We start from the raw sequence: 16,763 nt of genomic DNA, 5'->3' as shown, positions 1-16,763 counted from the left end.
CTCGTCGGGCTCATAACCCGAAGGTCGTCGATTCAAATCCGGCCCCCGCAACCACTTTCCCTTAGAGTTCTTTTTCAAATATACTGTGAAGACTTCGGCCTTCGTAGTGGGATTTGAAAAAATCCTTCTGGAAAGTGCTCCAGACCGCATTTGCGGTTATAGGGTTCAGTTATATAAAGCCCCGATTTATCGGGGTTTTTTGTTATCTGACTACAGAATAACTGGGCTTTAGGCCCTTTTTTTATGTCTTGGGGGTGGGCTTGTCCACATTAGAGCAAAAATTAACAGAGATGATTACTGCGCCAGTTGAGGCCCTGGGTTTTGAACTGGTTGGCATCGAGTTTATTCGCGGTCGCACATCCACACTGCGCATCTATATTGATAGTGAAGATGGCATCAATGTTGATGATTGTGCTGATGTGAGCCACCAGGTAAGTGCCGTGTTGGATGTTGAAGATCCCATCACCGTTGCTTATAACCTGGAAGTCTCCTCACCGGGTCTCGATCGCCCACTGTTCACGGCTGAACACTACGCCCGTTTCGTCGGAGAAGAGGTGACTCTGGTTCTCCGCATGGCGGTACAAAACCGTCGTAAATGGCAGGGCGTTATCAAAGCGGTAGACGGTGAAATGATCACAGTTACCGTCGAAGGTAAAGATGAAGTGTTCGCGCTGAGTAATATCCAGAAGGCGAACCTGGTTCCCCACTTTTAATAGTCTGGATGAGGTGAAAACCCCGCGATGAACAAAGAAATTTTGGCTGTAGTTGAAGCCGTCTCCAATGAAAAGGCGCTGCCTCGCGAGAAAATTTTCGAAGCGTTGGAAAGCGCGTTGGCTACAGCAACCAAGAAAAAATATGAACAAGAGATCGACGTCCGCGTACAGATCGATCGCAAAAGCGGTGATTTTGACACCTTCCGTCGCTGGCTGATTGTTGATGAAGTCACACAGCCGACCAAAGAAATCACCCTTGAAGCTGCGCGTTTTGAAGATGAAAGCCTGAACCTGGGCGATTACGTTGAAGATCAGATTGAGTCTGTCACCTTTGACCGCATTACGACCCAGACGGCAAAACAGGTTATCGTGCAGAAAGTTCGTGAAGCCGAACGCGCGATGGTTGTTGATCAGTTCCGTGAACACGAAGGTGAAATCATCACCGGCGTGGTGAAAAAAGTAAACCGCGATAACATCTCTCTGGATCTGGGTAACAATGCTGAAGCTGTCATCCTGCGTGAAGACATGCTGCCGCGTGAAAACTTCCGCCCTGGCGACCGCGTTCGTGGCGTGCTTTATTCCGTTCGCCCGGAAGCGCGTGGCGCGCAGCTTTTCGTCACCCGTTCCAAACCGGAAATGCTGATCGAACTGTTCCGCATTGAAGTGCCGGAAATCGGCGAAGAAGTGATTGAAATTAAAGCTGCCGCTCGCGATCCTGGCTCTCGTGCGAAAATCGCGGTGAAAACCAACGATAAACGTATCGATCCAGTAGGTGCTTGTGTCGGTATGCGTGGTGCCCGTGTTCAGGCAGTTTCCACCGAGCTTGGCGGCGAGCGTATCGATATCGTCCTGTGGGATGATAACCCGGCGCAGTTCGTTATTAATGCAATGGCACCGGCAGACGTTGCTTCTATCGTGGTGGATGAAGATAAACACACCATGGATATCGCCGTTGAAGCTGGTAATCTGGCGCAAGCAATTGGCCGTAACGGTCAGAACGTGCGTCTGGCTTCGCAGCTGAGTGGTTGGGAACTCAACGTAATGACCGTTGACGACCTGCAGGCTAAACATCAGGCGGAAGCACACGCAGCGATCGATACCTTCACCCGTTATCTCGACATTGACGAAGACTTTGCCACTGTCCTGGTAGAAGAAGGCTTCTCGACGCTGGAAGAACTGGCCTATGTGCCGATGAAAGAGCTGTTGGAAATTGAAGGCCTTGATGAGCCGACTGTTGAAGCACTGCGCGAGCGTGCTAAAAATGCACTGGCCACCATTGCACAGGCCCAGGAAGAAAGCCTCGGTGATAACAAACCGGCTGACGATCTGCTGAACCTTGAAGGGATGGATCGTGATTTGGCATTCAAACTGGCCGCCCGTGGCGTTTGTACGCTGGAAGATCTCGCCGAACAGGGCATTGATGATCTGGCTGATATCGAAGGGTTGACCGACGAAAAAGCCGGAGCACTGATTATGGCTGCCCGTAATATTTGCTGGTTCGGTGACGAAGCGTAATAAACTGTAGCAGGAAGGAACAGCATGACAGATGTAACGATTAAAACGCTGGCCGCAGAGCGACAGACCTCCGTGGAACGCCTGGTACAGCAATTTGCTGATGCAGGTATCCGGAAGTCTGCTGACGACTCTGTGACTGCACAAGAGAAACAGACTTTAATTGACCACCTGAATCAGAAAAATTCAGGGCCGGACAAATTAACGCTGCAACGTAAAACACGTAGCACCCTTAACATTCCTGGTACCGGTGGAAAAAGCAAATCGGTACAAATCGAAGTCCGCAAGAAACGCACCTTTGTGAAACGCGATCCGCAAGAGGCTGAACGCCTTGCAGCGGAAGAGCAAGCGCAGCGTGAAGCGGAAGAGCAAGCCCGTCGTGAGGCAGAAGAATTGGCCAAACGCGAGGCGCAACAAAAAGCTGAACGTGAGGCCGCAGAACAAGCTAAACGTGAAGCCGCTGAACAAGCGAAACGTGAAGCTGCGGAAAAAGACAAAGTGAGCAATCAACAAGACGATATGACTAAAAACGCCCAGGCTGAAAAAGCCCGCCGTGAGCAGGAAGCTGCAGAGCTCAAGCGTAAAGCTGAAGAAGAAGCGCGTCGTAAACTCGAAGAAGAAGCACGTCGCGTTGCTGAAGAAGCACGTCGTATGGCGGAAGAAAACAAATGGACTGATAGCGCGGAACCGACCGAAGATTCCAGCGATTATCACGTTACAACCTCTCAACATGCTCGCCAGGCAGAAGACGAAAGCGATCGTGAAGTCGAAGGCGGCCGTGGCCGTGGTCGTAACGCGAAAGCAGCGCGTCCGAAAAAAGGCAACAAACACTCTGAATCTAAGGCCGATCGCGAAGAAGCGCGCGCAGCAGTACGTGGCGGTAAAGGCGGAAAACGTAAAGGTTCTTCACTGCAGCAGGGCTTCCAGAAGCCAGCTCAGGCCGTTAACCGTGACGTGGTGATCGGCGAAACCATCACCGTTGGCGAACTGGCGAACAAGATGGCGGTTAAAGGCTCTCAGGTTATCAAAGCGATGATGAAACTGGGTGCAATGGCAACCATCAACCAGGTCATCGACCAGGAAACCGCACAGCTGGTTGCCGAAGAGATGGGTCACAAAGTTATCCTGCGTCGTGAAAACGAACTGGAAGAAGCGGTAATGAGCGACCGTGATACTGGCGCTGCGGCTGAACCGCGCGCGCCGGTCGTGACCATCATGGGTCACGTTGACCACGGTAAAACCTCCCTGCTGGACTACATTCGTTCAACGAAAGTGGCCTCTGGCGAAGCAGGTGGCATTACCCAGCACATCGGTGCATACCACGTTGAAACTGAAAACGGCATGATCACCTTCCTGGACACCCCGGGGCACGCCGCGTTTACTTCAATGCGTGCACGTGGTGCGCAGGCAACGGATATCGTAGTTCTGGTTGTCGCTGCAGATGACGGCGTAATGCCGCAGACCATTGAAGCAATCCAGCACGCGAAAGCGGCGGGTGTGCCGGTTGTGGTTGCTGTGAACAAAATCGATAAGCCAGAAGCCGATCCGGATCGCGTTAAGAACGAACTGTCCCAGTACGGCATTCTGCCGGAAGAGTGGGGCGGTGAAAGCCAGTTCGTACACGTATCTGCAAAAGCAGGTACAGGTATCGACGAACTGCTGGATGCGATCCTGCTGCAGGCTGAAGTCCTGGAACTGAAAGCCGTGCGTAACGGGATGGCGAGCGGTGCGGTTATCGAATCCTTCCTCGATAAAGGCCGTGGTCCGGTTGCAACTGTACTGGTACGTGAAGGTACTCTGCACAAGGGCGACATCGTTCTGTGTGGCTTCGAATACGGTCGTGTTCGTGCAATGCGTAACGAACTCGGTCAGGAAGTGCTGGAAGCAGGCCCGTCCATTCCGGTGGAAATCCTTGGCCTGTCCGGTGTTCCGGCTGCGGGTGACGAAGTTACCGTTGTTCGTGACGAGAAGAAAGCTCGTGAAGTTGCACTGTACCGTCAGGGCAAATTCCGTGAAGTTAAACTGGCGCGTCAGCAGAAATCTAAACTCGAGAACATGTTCGCCAACATGACCGAAGGCGAAGTTCATGAAGTGAACATCGTACTGAAGGCTGACGTTCAGGGTTCTGTGGAAGCGATTTCCGATTCCTTGCTGAAACTGTCTACTGACGAAGTTAAAGTGAAGATCATCGGTTCTGGCGTAGGTGGTATCACCGAAACCGACGCGACCCTGGCGGCTGCATCCAACGCGATTCTGGTTGGCTTCAACGTTCGTGCTGATGCCTCTGCGCGTAAAGTGATTGAAGCGGAAAGCCTGGATCTGCGTTACTACTCCGTCATCTATAACCTGATCGATGAAGTTAAAGCGGCGATGAGCGGTATGCTGTCTCCGGAACTGAAACAGCAGATCATCGGTCTGGCAGAAGTGCGTGACGTGTTCAAATCACCGAAATTCGGCGCCATCGCAGGCTGTATGGTTACCGAAGGTGTGGTTAAACGTCACAACCCGATCCGCGTTCTGCGCGACAACGTGGTTATCTACGAAGGCGAGCTGGAGTCCCTGCGCCGCTTCAAAGATGACGTTAACGAAGTCCGTAACGGTATGGAATGTGGTATCGGCGTTAAGAACTACAACGACGTCCGCACTGGCGATGTGATCGAAGTATTCGAAATCATCGAGATCCAGCGTACGATTGCCTAAGGTTGATTGGGTGTAGGCCGGATAAGGCGTTTGCGTCACTTCCGGCAGCCGTTGCCTGATGTGACGCTGGCGCGTCTTATCAGGCCTACGTGAACAGCCCTTCCACCTGAAATTAATTTTAAAAAGGGGCTTATGGCCCCTTTTTTGTCAGGAGAATTTATTATGGCGAAAGAATTTGGTCGCCCGCAGCGCGTAGCGCAGGAAATGCAAAAAGAGATCGCTCTCATCCTGCAACGCGAAATTAAAGATCCTCGTCTGGGCATGATGACCACCGTTTCCGGTGTCGAAATGTCTCGTGACCTGGCGTATGCGAAAGTATATGTGACGTTCCTTAACGACAAAGATGAAGACGCGGTTAAAGCAGGCATCAAAGCGTTGCAGGAAGCCTCTGGTTTCATCCGCAGCCTGCTGGGCAAAGCGATGCGCCTGCGTATCGTGCCGGAACTGACCTTCTTCTACGACAACTCATTGGTTGAAGGGATGCGTATGTCAAACCTGGTGACCAGCGTGGTCAAACATGACGAAGAACGTCGTGTTAACCCGGACGACAGCAAGGAGGACTAATGAGTCGTCCTCGTCGTCGCGGTCGCGACATTAACGGCGTTTTGTTGCTGGATAAACCGCAGGGTATGTCCAGCAACGATGCGCTGCAAAAAGTGAAACGCATTTATAACGCCAACCGTGCCGGACACACCGGCGCGCTGGATCCGCTGGCAACCGGCATGTTACCGATTTGCCTTGGGGAAGCGACGAAGTTTTCCCAGTATCTGTTGGACTCCGACAAACGCTATCGGGTGATTGCGCGTCTTGGGCAGCGTACCGATACTTCCGACGCTGACGGACAAATCGTTGAGGAGCGTCCGGTAACCTTTAGTGCAGAGCAACTGGCGGCAGCACTGGATACGTTCCGTGGCGATATCGAACAGATCCCTTCGATGTATTCGGCGCTGAAATATCAGGGCAAAAAACTGTACGAGTACGCGCGTCAGGGCATTGAAGTCCCACGCGAAGCGCGTCCGATTACCGTTTATGAATTGCTGTTTATTCGTCATGAAGGCAATGAGCTGGAGCTAGAAATTCATTGCTCAAAAGGCACCTATATCCGCACCATCATTGACGACCTGGGTGAAAAACTCGGCTGTGGCGCGCATGTTATTTACCTGCGCCGTCTGGCGGTAAGTAAATATCCAGTCGAACGGATGGTGACGCTGGAACATCTGCGTGAACTGGTTGAGCAAGCTGAACAACAAGAGATTCCAGCGGCACAATTGCTTGATCCATTACTGATGCCAATGGACAGTCCAGCTTCGGACTACCCCGTAGTGAATCTTCCGTTAACATCTTCTGTTTACTTCAAAAATGGTAACCCGGTTCGTACATCTGGTGCGCCGCTGGAAGGACTGGTTCGTGTTACAGAAGGTGAGAACGGCAAGTTTATCGGTATGGGCGAAATTGACGATGAAGGCCGTGTCGCGCCTCGTCGCCTGGTGGTTGAATACCCGGCGTAATGTTAACCGTCTTGCGATAACAGGTCGCTACGAGTAGAATACTGCCGCTTAACGTCGCGTAAATTGTTTAACACTTTGCGTAACGTACACTGGGATCGCTGAATTAGAGATCGGCGTCCTTTCATTCTATATACTTTGGAGTTTTAAAATGTCTCTAAGTACTGAAGCAACAGCTAAAATCGTTTCTGAGTTTGGTCGTGGTGAAAACGACACCGGTTCTACCGAAGTTCAGGTAGCACTGCTGACTGCACAGATCAACCACCTGCAGGGTCACTTTGCAGAGCACAAAAAAGATCACCACAGCCGTCGTGGTCTGCTGCGCATGGTTTCTCAGCGTCGTAAACTGCTCGACTACCTGAAACGTAAAGACGTAGCACGTTACACCCAGCTCATTGAGCGTCTGGGTCTGCGTCGCTAATTCTTGCGAGTTTCAGAAAAGGGGCCTGAGTGGCCCCTTTTTTCAAGCTAACGGCAGCAATTCACTGGAAACTAATGTATTGTTGCTATGAATGATCTTCCGTTGCAGAGGTTCGCGCGGCTAATGAGAGGCTTTACCCACATCAGGCTGGGTTAGGGTTGTCATTAGTCGCGAGGATGCGCAGAAGATCGGGTATTAACACCAGCGCCGTTAAGGTGCTGTCTAAGAAAGAGAAAGGATATTACATTGCTTAATCCGATCGTTCGTAAATTCCAGTACGGTCAACACACCGTAACTCTGGAAACTGGCATGATGGCGCGTCAAGCCACTGCCGCTGTTATGGTTAGCATGGATGACACTGCGGTATTCGTTACCGTTGTTGGTCAGAAAAAAGCCAAACCAGGTCAGGATTTCTTCCCACTGACCGTTAACTATCAGGAGCGTACCTACGCTGCTGGTCGTATCCCGGGTAGCTTCTTCCGTCGTGAAGGCCGCCCAAGCGAAGGCGAAACCCTGATCGCGCGTCTGATTGACCGCCCGATTCGCCCGCTGTTCCCGGAAGGCTTCGTCAACGAAGTTCAGGTTATCGCCACCGTTGTTTCTGTTAACCCGCAGGTTAATCCGGATATCGTCGCGATGATTGGTGCTTCTGCAGCACTGTCTCTGTCTGGTATTCCGTTCAATGGTCCGATTGGTGCTGCCCGCGTGGGTTACATCAATGATCAGTACGTATTGAACCCGACCCAGGACGAGCTGAAAGAGAGCAAACTGGATCTGGTTGTTGCGGGTACTGAAGCCGCTGTACTGATGGTTGAATCTGAAGCTGAACTGCTGAGCGAAGACCAGATGCTGGGCGCAGTGGTGTTCGGTCATGAACAACAGCAGGTTGTTATTCAGAACATCAATGAACTGGTGAAAGAAGCCGGTAAACCGCGTTGGGACTGGCAGCCGGAGCCGGTAAACGAAGAGCTGAACGCACGCGTTGCTGCACTGGCTGAAGCTCGTCTGAGCGATGCTTACCGCATCACCGACAAACAAGAGCGTTATGCGCAGGTTGACGTGATCAAATCTGAAACCATCGCGACGCTGCTTGCTGAAGACGAAACCCTGGACGAAAACGAACTGGGTGAAATTCTGCACGCTATCGAGAAAAATGTTGTTCGTAGCCGCGTACTGGCAGGCGAACCGCGTATCGACGGTCGTGAAAAAGATATGATCCGTGGTCTGGATGTCCGTACTGGCGTGCTGCCGCGTACTCACGGTTCTGCGCTGTTCACCCGTGGTGAAACTCAGGCGCTGGTTACCGCAACGCTGGGTACTGCACGTGACGCGCAGGTTCTTGATGAACTGATGGGCGAGCGTACCGATACCTTCCTGTTCCACTACAACTTCCCTCCGTACTCCGTAGGCGAAACTGGCATGGTCGGTTCTCCGAAGCGTCGTGAAATTGGTCACGGTCGTCTGGCGAAGCGTGGCGTGCTGGCTGTAATGCCGGATATGGACAAATTCCCGTACACCGTACGTGTTGTGTCTGAAATCACCGAATCCAACGGTTCCTCTTCTATGGCTTCCGTGTGCGGCGCTTCTCTGGCGCTGATGGACGCAGGTGTGCCGATCAAAGCCGCCGTTGCGGGTATCGCAATGGGTCTGGTGAAAGAAGGCGACAACTACGTTGTACTGTCTGACATTCTGGGTGACGAAGACCATCTGGGCGATATGGACTTCAAAGTTGCGGGTTCCCGCGACGGTATCTCTGCATTGCAGATGGATATCAAAATTGAAGGTATCACCAAAGAGATCATGCAGGTTGCGCTGAACCAGGCTAAAGGTGCGCGTCTGCATATCCTGGGCGTAATGGAACAGGCGATCAACGCGCCACGTGGCGATATCTCTGAGTTCGCTCCGCGTATCCATACCATCAAGATCAACCCAGACAAGATCAAAGACGTTATCGGTAAAGGCGGTTCTGTTATCCGTGCCCTGACCGAAGAAACCGGCACAACCATCGAAATCGAAGATGACGGTACTGTGAAGATCGCAGCGACCGACGGCGAGAAAGCGAAACATGCTATTCGTCGTATCGAAGAGATCACTGCAGAAATCGAAGTGGGCCGCGTCTACAATGGTAAAGTGACCCGTATCGTTGACTTTGGCGCATTTGTTGCCATCGGTGGCGGTAAAGAAGGTCTGGTACACATCTCTCAGATCGCTGACAAACGCGTTGAGAAAGTGACCGATTACCTGCAGATGGGTCAGGAAGTGCCGGTGAAAGTTCTGGAAGTTGATCGCCAGGGCCGTATCCGTCTGAGCATTAAAGAAGCGACTGAGCAGTCTCAACCTGCTGCAGCACCGGAAGCTCCGGCTGCTGAACAGGGCGAGTAAGGTTGCCATTTGCCCTCCGCTGCGGCGGGGGGCTTTTAACCGGGCAGGACGCCTTGTTAGCAACCGGGAACAGGACGTTCATTCAACCGTGGTCTTCGGGAGTGGGAAATGAAGCCTTTTTTGCGCTGGTGTTTCGTTGCGACAGCACTTACGCTTGCAGGATGCAGTAATACTTCCTGGCGTAAAAGTGAAGTCCTCGCAGTGCCATTGCAACCGACTTTACAGCAGGAAGTGATTCTGGCACGTATGGAACAGATCCTTGCCAGTCGGGCTTTAACCGATGACGAGCGCGCACAGCTTTTATATGAGCGCGGAGTGTTGTATGATAGTCTTGGTCTGAGGGCATTAGCGCGTAACGATTTTTCGCAGGCGCTGGCAATCCGACCGGATATGCCTGAAGTATTCAATTACTTAGGCATATATTTAACGCAGGCAGGCAATTTTGATGCTGCCTATGAAGCGTTTGATTCTGTACTTGAGCTTGATCCAACTTACAACTACGCGCACTTGAATCGCGGGATCGCATTATATTACGGCGGTCGTGACAAGTTAGCGCAAGATGATCTGCTGGCGTTTTATCAAGACGATCCCAATGATCCTTTCCGTAGTCTGTGGCTTTATCTCGCCGAGCAGAAGCTCGATGAGAAGCAGGCTAAAGAAGTGTTGAAACAGCACTTCGAAAAATCGGACAAGGAGCAGTGGGGATGGAACATTGTCGAGTTCTACCTGGGCAACATTAGCGAACAAACGTTAATGGAAAGGCTCAAGGCGGACGCAACGGATAACACCTCGCTCGCTGAGCATCTCAGTGAAACCAACTTCTATTTAGGTAAGTACTACCTAAGTCTGGGGGATTTGGACAGCGCCACGGCACTGTTCAAACTGGCGGTTGCCAACAACGTTCATAACTTTGTTGAGCACCGATACGCATTGTTGGAATTATCGCTCCTGGGCCAGGACCAAGATGACCTGGCAGAATCGGACCAGCAATAGCTGACGTACACATCAGCCCGTAATCTTATTTGATTGCCATCACCTTAACGGGTGAGGGCGTTGTTGTTCGTTAATACACCTACTTTGAGCCGGTTCACACTTTTCAATGAAAATTGCTGATCAATTTCATGATGAGTTATGTAGACTGGCCGCCATTAATTTTGAGGCACACGTACTACATGGCTGAATTCGAAACCACTTTTGCAGATCTGGGCCTGAAGGCTCCTATCCTTGAAGCCCTTAACGATCTGGGTTACGAAAAACCATCTCCAATTCAGGCAGAGTGTATTCCACATCTGCTGAATGGCCGCGACGTTCTGGGTATGGCCCAGACGGGGAGCGGAAAAACTGCAGCATTCTCTTTACCTCTGTTGCAGAATCTTGATCCTGAGCTGAAAGCACCACAGATTCTGGTGCTGGCACCGACCCGCGAACTGGCGGTACAGGTTGCTGAGGCAATGACGGATTTCTCTAAACACATGCGCGGCGTAAACGTGGTTGCCCTGTACGGCGGCCAGCGTTATGACGTGCAATTACGCGCCCTGCGTCAGGGGCCGCAGATCGTTGTCGGTACTCCGGGCCGTCTGCTGGACCACCTGAAACGTGGCACTCTGGATCTCTCTAAACTGAGCGGTCTGGTTCTGGATGAAGCTGACGAAATGCTGCGCATGGGCTTCATTGAAGACGTTGAAACCATTATGGCGCAGATCCCGGAAGGTCATCAGACCGCTCTGTTCTCCGCCACTATGCCGGAAGCGATTCGTCGCATTACCCGCCGCTTTATGAAAGAGCCGCAGGAAGTGCGTATTCAGTCCAGCGTGACTACCCGTCCTGACATCAGCCAGAGCTACTGGACTGTCTGGGGTATGCGTAAAAACGAAGCACTGGTACGTTTCCTGGAAGCGGAAGATTTTGATGCGGCGATTATCTTCGTTCGTACCAAAAATGCGACTCTGGAAGTGGCTGAAGCCCTTGAGCGTAACGGCTACAACAGCGCCGCGCTGAACGGTGACATGAACCAGGCGCTGCGTGAGCAGACTCTGGAACGCCTGAAAGATGGTCGTCTGGATATCCTGATTGCGACCGACGTTGCGGCTCGTGGCCTGGACGTTGAGCGTATCAGCCTGGTGGTTAACTACGATATCCCGATGGATTCTGAGTCTTACGTTCACCGTATCGGCCGTACCGGTCGTGCGGGTCGTGCTGGCCGCGCGCTGCTGTTCGTTGAGAACCGCGAGCGTCGTCTGCTGCGCAACATTGAACGTACTATGAAGCTGACCATTCCAGAAGTAGAACTGCCGAACGCAGAACTGCTGGGCAAACGCCGTCTGGAAAAATTTGCCGCGAAAGTACAGCAGCAGCTGGAAAGCAGCGATCTGGATCAATACCGTGCACTGCTGAGCAAAATTCAGCCGACTGCAGAAGGTGAAGAACTGGATCTCGAAACTCTGGCAGCCGCACTGCTGAAAATGGCACAGGGTGAACGTACTCTGATTGTTCCGCCAGATGCGCCGATGCGTCCGAAACGTGAATTCCGTGACCGTGATGACCGTGGTCCGCGCGATCGTAACGACCGTGGCCCGCGTGGCGACCGTGAAGATCGTCCGCGTCGTGAACGTCGTGATGTTGGCGACATGCAGCTGTACCGCATTGAAGTGGGCCGCGATGATGGTGTTGAAGTTCGTCATATTGTTGGCGCAATTGCTAACGAAGGCGACATCAGCAGCCGTTACATCGGTAACATCAAGCTGTTTGCTTCTCACTCCACCATCGAACTGCCGAAAGGTATGCCGGGTGAAGTACTGCAACACTTTACGCGTACTCGCATTCTCAACAAACCGATGAACATGCAGTTGCTGGGCGATGCACAGCCGCATACTGGCGGAGAGCGTCGTGGCGGTGGTCGTGGTTTCAGTGGCGAACGTCGTGAAGGCGGTCGTAACTTCAGCGGTGAACGCCGTGAAGGTGGTCGTGGTGATGGTCGTCGTTTTAGCGGCGAACGTCGTGAAGGCCGCGCACCGCGTCGTGATGACTCTACCGGTCGTCGTCGTTTCGGTGGTGATGCGTAATCATCGCTGAACAGCGAAAACAATCTGTAAAATAATATATACAGCCCCGATTTTAACAATCGGGGCTTTTTTTCTGTCTTTTGTACTCGCGTACTGGTACAGTGCAACACATAACAACGCAGTCGCACTATTTTTCACTGGAGAGAAGCCCTTATGGCAACACTAACCACCACCCAAACGTCACCGTCGCTGCTTGGCGGCGTGGTGATTATCGGCGGCACCATTATTGGCGCAGGAATGTTTTCTCTGCCTGTGGTCATGTCCGGTGCGTGGTTCTTCTGGTCAATGGCGGCGCTAATCTTCACCTGGTTTTGTATGCTGCATTCCGGTTTGATGATTCTGGAAGCTAACCTCAATTATCGAATCGGTTCGAGCTTTGACACCATCACCAAAGATTTGCTGGGCAAAGGCTGGAACGTGGTCAACGGCATTTCCATTGCCTTTGTGCTCTATATCCTGACTTACGCTTATATTTCTGCCAGCGGTTCGATTCTGCATCACACCTTCGCAGAGATGTCGCTAAATGTGCCTGCACGGGCGGCGGGATTTGGTTTTGCACTGCTGGTAGCGTTCGTGGTGTGGTTGAGCACTAAAGCTGTCAGCCGCATGACGGCGATTGTGCTGGGGGCGAAAGTCATTACGTTTTTCCTCACTTTCGGCAGCCTGCTGGGGCATGTACAGCCTGCGACATTGTTCAACGTCGCCGAAAGCAATGCGTCTTATGCACCGTATCTGTTGATGACCCTGCCGTTCTGCCTGGCGTCGTTTGGTTATCACGGTAACGTGCCGAGCCTGATGAAATATTACGGTAAAGATCCGAAAACCATCGTCAAATGCCTGGTGTACGGTACGCTGATGGCGCTGGCGCTGTATACCATCTGGTTGCTGGCGACGATGGGTAACATCCCACGTCCGGAGTTTATCGGCATCGCAGAGAAGGGCGGCAATATAGATGTGCTGGTACAGGCATTAAGTGGCGTGCTGAACAGCCGTAGTCTGGATCTGCTGCTGGTGGTGTTCTCTAACTTTGCGGTAGCGAGTTCATTCCTCGGCGTAACGCTTGGTCTGTTCGATTATCTGGCAGATCTGTTTGGTTTCGACGACTCGGCTCTGGGTCGCTTTAAAACGGCTCTGTTGACCTTTGCACCACCTGTTGTGGGTGGCCTGCTGTTTCCGAACGGATTCCTGTATGCCATTGGTTATGCTGGCTTAGCGGCTACCATCTGGGCGGCAATTGTTCCGGCGCTGCTGGCTCGCGCATCGCGTAAACGCTTCGGTAGCCCGAAATTCCGCGTCTGGGGCGGCAAGCCGATGATTGTCCTGATTCTGGTGTTTGGCATTGGCAACGCTCTGATCCATATTTTATCGAGCTTTAATTTGCTGCCGGTGTATCAGTAAGGGTGAGGTCTGATGCCCTCACCCTAACCCTCTCCCACAGGGAGAGGGGACTGCCCGGCGCGGAAAATGCACTTACCCCAACAACTCCTCCTTCACATCCATCGCCAGCTCAAACGAATGCAGGCGCGCCTGGTGGTCGAAAATCTGCCCGTTAACCATAATCTCATCGGCGTCGGTTTCGCGCAGGATCGACTGCAAGCCATGACGCACTTTCGCTTTATCACCTACCAACGACATACTCAGCGCCTGCTGCACGCCATACTGCTCGGACGGTGACCAGAACTGATCCATATTTTGAATCGGTGGCGGCAGTTGCCCGGTTTCGCCACGGCGCAGCTTCACAAAGGCTTGCTGCATTGAGGTAAACAGAAATTCGGCATCGCGGTTGCTGTCGGCGGCGATAATATTGATGCACACCATCGCGTATGGTTTCTCCAGCCGTGCCGACGGTTTGAAGTTGCTGCGATAAAGATGCAACGCCTGGAACAGCATATCCGGCGCGAAGTGTGAGGCAAACGCAAACGGCAGACCAAGCTGCGCCGCCAGTTGTGCGCTGTAGAGGCTGGAACCTAACAACCACACGGGAATTTTCTCACCATAGCCCGGCACCGGACGCACATGTGGGTTTGGATCGCGGGCGTCAAACCAGTCCACCAGCTCTGCAACATCGCGGGGAAAATTATCAATATCGCCGCTCATATGACGACGTAGAGCCATCATGGTTCGCTGGTCACTGCCCGGAGCACGACCCAGCCCCAAATCGATTCGCCCCGGATAGAGCGTATTGAGCGTGCCAAACTGTTCGGCAATCACCAACGGTGAGTGGTTAGGTAACATCACGCCGCCGGAACCCAGATGCAGCGTGGTGGTGTTCGCCGCCAGATAGCCAATTAACACCGATGTGGCAGCACTGGCAATGCCGGTCATATTGTGGTGTTCCGCCAGCCAGTAGCGATGATAGCCGCGCTTTTCAGCCAGACGGGCGAGATCGAGAGAGTGGGAGAACGCTTCTCGTGCTGAAGAACCTTCGGGGATGGGAGCCAGATCGAGTAGCGAAAAAGGAATAGTTTTATCAGTCATAACAGCTCACTTTGTTACCGATTAATCTTTAATACTGCATTAAAGAGTAGTTAAAGTTGTTAACAAAGTGAGCTATTTACTTACGCTTGCAGCTCCAGCCCAGCCAGCCGTCGCCAGTAGCCGTTACAATCGCTGTTTGCCGTCAATGGCAGTGGAGCAGCGCCATTTTCATTGGCGCGGAAGGCGTCGAGCATAGCGAAAGTGTCAGCACCCTGCGGCGACAGACGAACCACATCAACCAGCCCCTGCATGGATGCCAGCTCGTTACCGAGGTTGTAAACATAGCCGCTCATGGTCTGAATGCCGTTGAGCACAAACACTTGCTGATTCTCTTGCGACAGCACGTTGCGCCCGTTCGGATACTTAATGCAGCAGGTTTCGCACTCATCTTTCGGGCGGTCTTCCGAACGCGCGGTAAAGCAGCGGGCAGAGTACGCCAGAGGCAGATGACCGTAGCTCAGGACTTCCACTTCAAACTGGTTGCGAATGCCCAGCTCATCGCACTGATTGAGCAGATTCACCAGCCAGTCGCGGGAAAGCTCCACTGGCATACACCAGCGCATCATGCCCTGTTTGAGCAATATTTTCAGCGTCACCGCGTTGTAGCAGTTTAGCGCGTGCCCGGCGACGAACGGCAGTTTACGTTCAGCGCACATATTCACCACGCCGAGATCGCTGGCTTCAATCAGGAACTCACCATTCTCAACATAGCGTTTCAGTTCGCCCAGTTCGGAGGATGCCTGCACCAGCGCCAGCGTGGAGAGCACAATCTGCTTGCCACTCCCGGCGAGCGATTTTGCCATCTCCAGCCAGTCGCCAACTTTGGTTGCCCGACGCTTGCTGCATACCGCTTCACCAAGATAAATCACGTCGGCGCTGCTGGCGGCGGCCTGCTGATAAAATTCTTCCAGCGTCTCTTTTGGCCAGTACCATAGCACCGGCCCTAAGGAATATTTCATTGCTTTTCTCACTGCCATTTACGGTGATACGCGCCAAGGGTGGTTTGCGTGCCTTCGGACATCGACCCGAGCGTCTCCATCCACGCGCTTTGCGGTACGAAGTTTTGCGGATCGGCTTTACAACGGTCGATAGCCTGACGCCAGACTTTCGCCACCTGGCTGACATACGCCGGGCTACGCTGGCGGCCTTCAATTTTCACCGAAGCAATATTTGCCGCCATTAACTCTGGCAGTAGTTCCAGGGTATTGAGGCTGGTTGGTTCTTCCAGCGCGTGATAGCGTTCGCCGTCCACCAGATAACGCCCTTTACACAGCGTTGGATAACCCGCGTTTTCGCCGTCCTGATAACGGTCGATCAGCACTTCGTTAAGACGGGATTCCAGCCCCTGCGGCGTTTGTTGCCAGCGCACGAAGCGAGCCGGAGAACATGCACCGACGGTGTTGGGCGATTCACCCGTCAGATATGACGACAGATAGCAACGGCCTTCCGACATAATGCACAGGCTGCCGAAAGCGAACACTTCCAGTGGTACAGGGGTAACCCGTGCCAGTTGTTTCACCTGATGAATCGACAACACGCGCGGCAGCACCACGCGGGCAACGTCAAAATGGCGATGATAAAAGTTGATCGCCTCTTCATTGGTCGCTGAAGCCTGCACCGATACGTGACGCTCAATATGTGGATAACGCTCGGCGGCGTACTCCAGCATGGCGAGGTCGGCGAGGATCAGCGCGTCGGCACCCAGCTGCGCCGCCATATCCACGGCGCGCTGCCAACGGGCGTAACCGTCCGGATGCGCAAAAGTGTTAATCGCGATGTGAAGTTTGCGGCGATGTTGATGGACAAAACTCACCGCTTCCTGCAATTTTTTCTCGGTAAAGTTAAGGCCGGCGAAGTGGCGGGCATTGGTATCATCTTTTAGCCCGATATAAACAGCATCTGCGCCGTTTTCGATGGCCGCCTTAAGCGCCGGGAGATTTCCGGCAGGGCAGAGCAGCTCCATAATTTTTATATGAACACATCCCGTTTG

At 52.8% G+C, this 16,763-nt stretch carries 14 protein-coding genes; 11 read left to right on the top strand and 3 right to left on the bottom strand.

What is annotated here, in order from left to right; genetic code table 11:
* Positions 1-260: 260 nt before the first annotated feature.
* The 11 genes from rimP to mtr all read left to right on the top strand — a co-directional run bounded on the left by rimP (position 261) and on the right by mtr (position 13,693).
* Positions 261-713, top strand: a complete 453-nt coding sequence (gene rimP / locus EQY_RS0115865; RefSeq protein WP_001300397.1) for a ribosome maturation factor RimP — start codon at positions 261-263, stop codon at positions 711-713.
* A gap of 27 nt (positions 714-740) precedes the next feature.
* On the top strand, positions 741-2,228 hold the full coding sequence (nusA, locus tag EQY_RS0115860) for a transcription termination factor NusA (protein ID WP_001031044.1): 1,488 nt from the start codon (positions 741-743) through the stop codon (positions 2,226-2,228).
* Positions 2,229-2,252: 24 nt separating this feature from the next.
* Positions 2,253-4,925 (top strand): translation initiation factor IF-2, encoded by a 2,673-nt coding sequence (gene infB / locus EQY_RS0115855; protein ID WP_000133059.1) that lies wholly within the window; start codon positions 2,253-2,255, stop codon positions 4,923-4,925.
* 162 nt (positions 4,926-5,087) lie between these two features.
* Positions 5,088-5,489: a 30S ribosome-binding factor RbfA gene (gene rbfA / locus EQY_RS0115850; protein WP_001040205.1), complete on the top strand. Its 402-nt coding sequence runs from the start codon at positions 5,088-5,090 to the stop codon at positions 5,487-5,489.
* Complete coding sequence (gene truB / locus EQY_RS0115845; RefSeq protein WP_000089704.1) at positions 5,489-6,433, top strand: tRNA pseudouridine(55) synthase TruB; 945 nt, start codon at positions 5,489-5,491, stop codon at positions 6,431-6,433. Before rbfA ends, truB begins: the two co-directional genes overlap by 1 nt.
* A gap of 148 nt (positions 6,434-6,581) precedes the next feature.
* Positions 6,582-6,851 carry a 30S ribosomal protein S15 gene (gene rpsO, locus EQY_RS0115840; RefSeq protein ID WP_000059470.1) on the top strand — a complete coding sequence of 90 codons (270 nt, stop codon included), beginning with the start codon at positions 6,582-6,584 and terminating at the stop codon, positions 6,849-6,851.
* 246 nt (positions 6,852-7,097) lie between these two features.
* Complete coding sequence (gene pnp / locus EQY_RS0115835) at positions 7,098-9,233, top strand: polyribonucleotide nucleotidyltransferase (RefSeq protein ID WP_000933927.1); 2,136 nt, start codon at positions 7,098-7,100, stop codon at positions 9,231-9,233.
* A gap of 108 nt (positions 9,234-9,341) precedes the next feature.
* Positions 9,342-10,226, top strand: coding sequence for a lipoprotein NlpI (gene nlpI / locus EQY_RS0115830; RefSeq protein WP_000802080.1), 885 nt, complete (start codon positions 9,342-9,344; stop codon positions 10,224-10,226).
* A gap of 106 nt (positions 10,227-10,332) precedes the next feature.
* Complete coding sequence (gene yrbN, locus EQY_RS26265; protein WP_010723222.1) at positions 10,333-10,413, top strand: protein YrbN; 81 nt, start codon at positions 10,333-10,335, stop codon at positions 10,411-10,413.
* Complete coding sequence (deaD, locus tag EQY_RS0115825; RefSeq protein WP_001301504.1) at positions 10,406-12,295, top strand: ATP-dependent RNA helicase DeaD; 1,890 nt, start codon at positions 10,406-10,408, stop codon at positions 12,293-12,295. Before yrbN ends, deaD begins: the two co-directional genes overlap by 8 nt.
* 153 nt (positions 12,296-12,448) lie before the next feature.
* The gene (gene mtr / locus EQY_RS0115815; RefSeq protein ID WP_000224338.1) at positions 12,449-13,693 is read left to right on the top strand and encodes a tryptophan permease; all 1,245 of its coding nucleotides are present in this window, start codon (positions 12,449-12,451) and stop codon (positions 13,691-13,693) included.
* Positions 13,694-13,765: 72 nt separating this feature from the next.
* Here mtr and EQY_RS0115810 read toward each other — a convergent pair whose 3' ends face one another.
* The 3 genes from EQY_RS0115810 to ubiU form a co-directional block, all read right to left on the bottom strand.
* Complete coding sequence (locus EQY_RS0115810; protein WP_000130415.1) at positions 13,766-14,773, bottom strand: luciferase-like monooxygenase; 1,008 nt, start codon at positions 14,771-14,773, stop codon at positions 13,766-13,768.
* 80 nt (positions 14,774-14,853) lie between these two features.
* Entirely contained in the window at positions 14,854-15,732 is an 879-nt protein-coding gene (locus EQY_RS0115805; protein WP_024212613.1) for a U32 family peptidase, read from the bottom strand.
* 8 nt (positions 15,733-15,740) lie between these two features.
* Positions 15,741-16,736 (bottom strand): ubiquinone anaerobic biosynthesis protein UbiU, encoded by a 996-nt coding sequence (gene ubiU, locus EQY_RS0115800; protein WP_000421305.1) that lies wholly within the window; start codon positions 16,734-16,736, stop codon positions 15,741-15,743.
* Positions 16,737-16,763 lie beyond the last annotated feature (27 nt).

The organism is Escherichia sp. TW14182 (assembly GCF_000208525.1).
GTDB classification, from domain to species: Bacteria; Pseudomonadota; Gammaproteobacteria; order Enterobacterales; family Enterobacteriaceae; genus Escherichia; species Escherichia ruysiae.
Note: the sequence above shows the minus strand (reverse complement) of the source record. Positions and strands in the feature narration are given on the sequence as shown.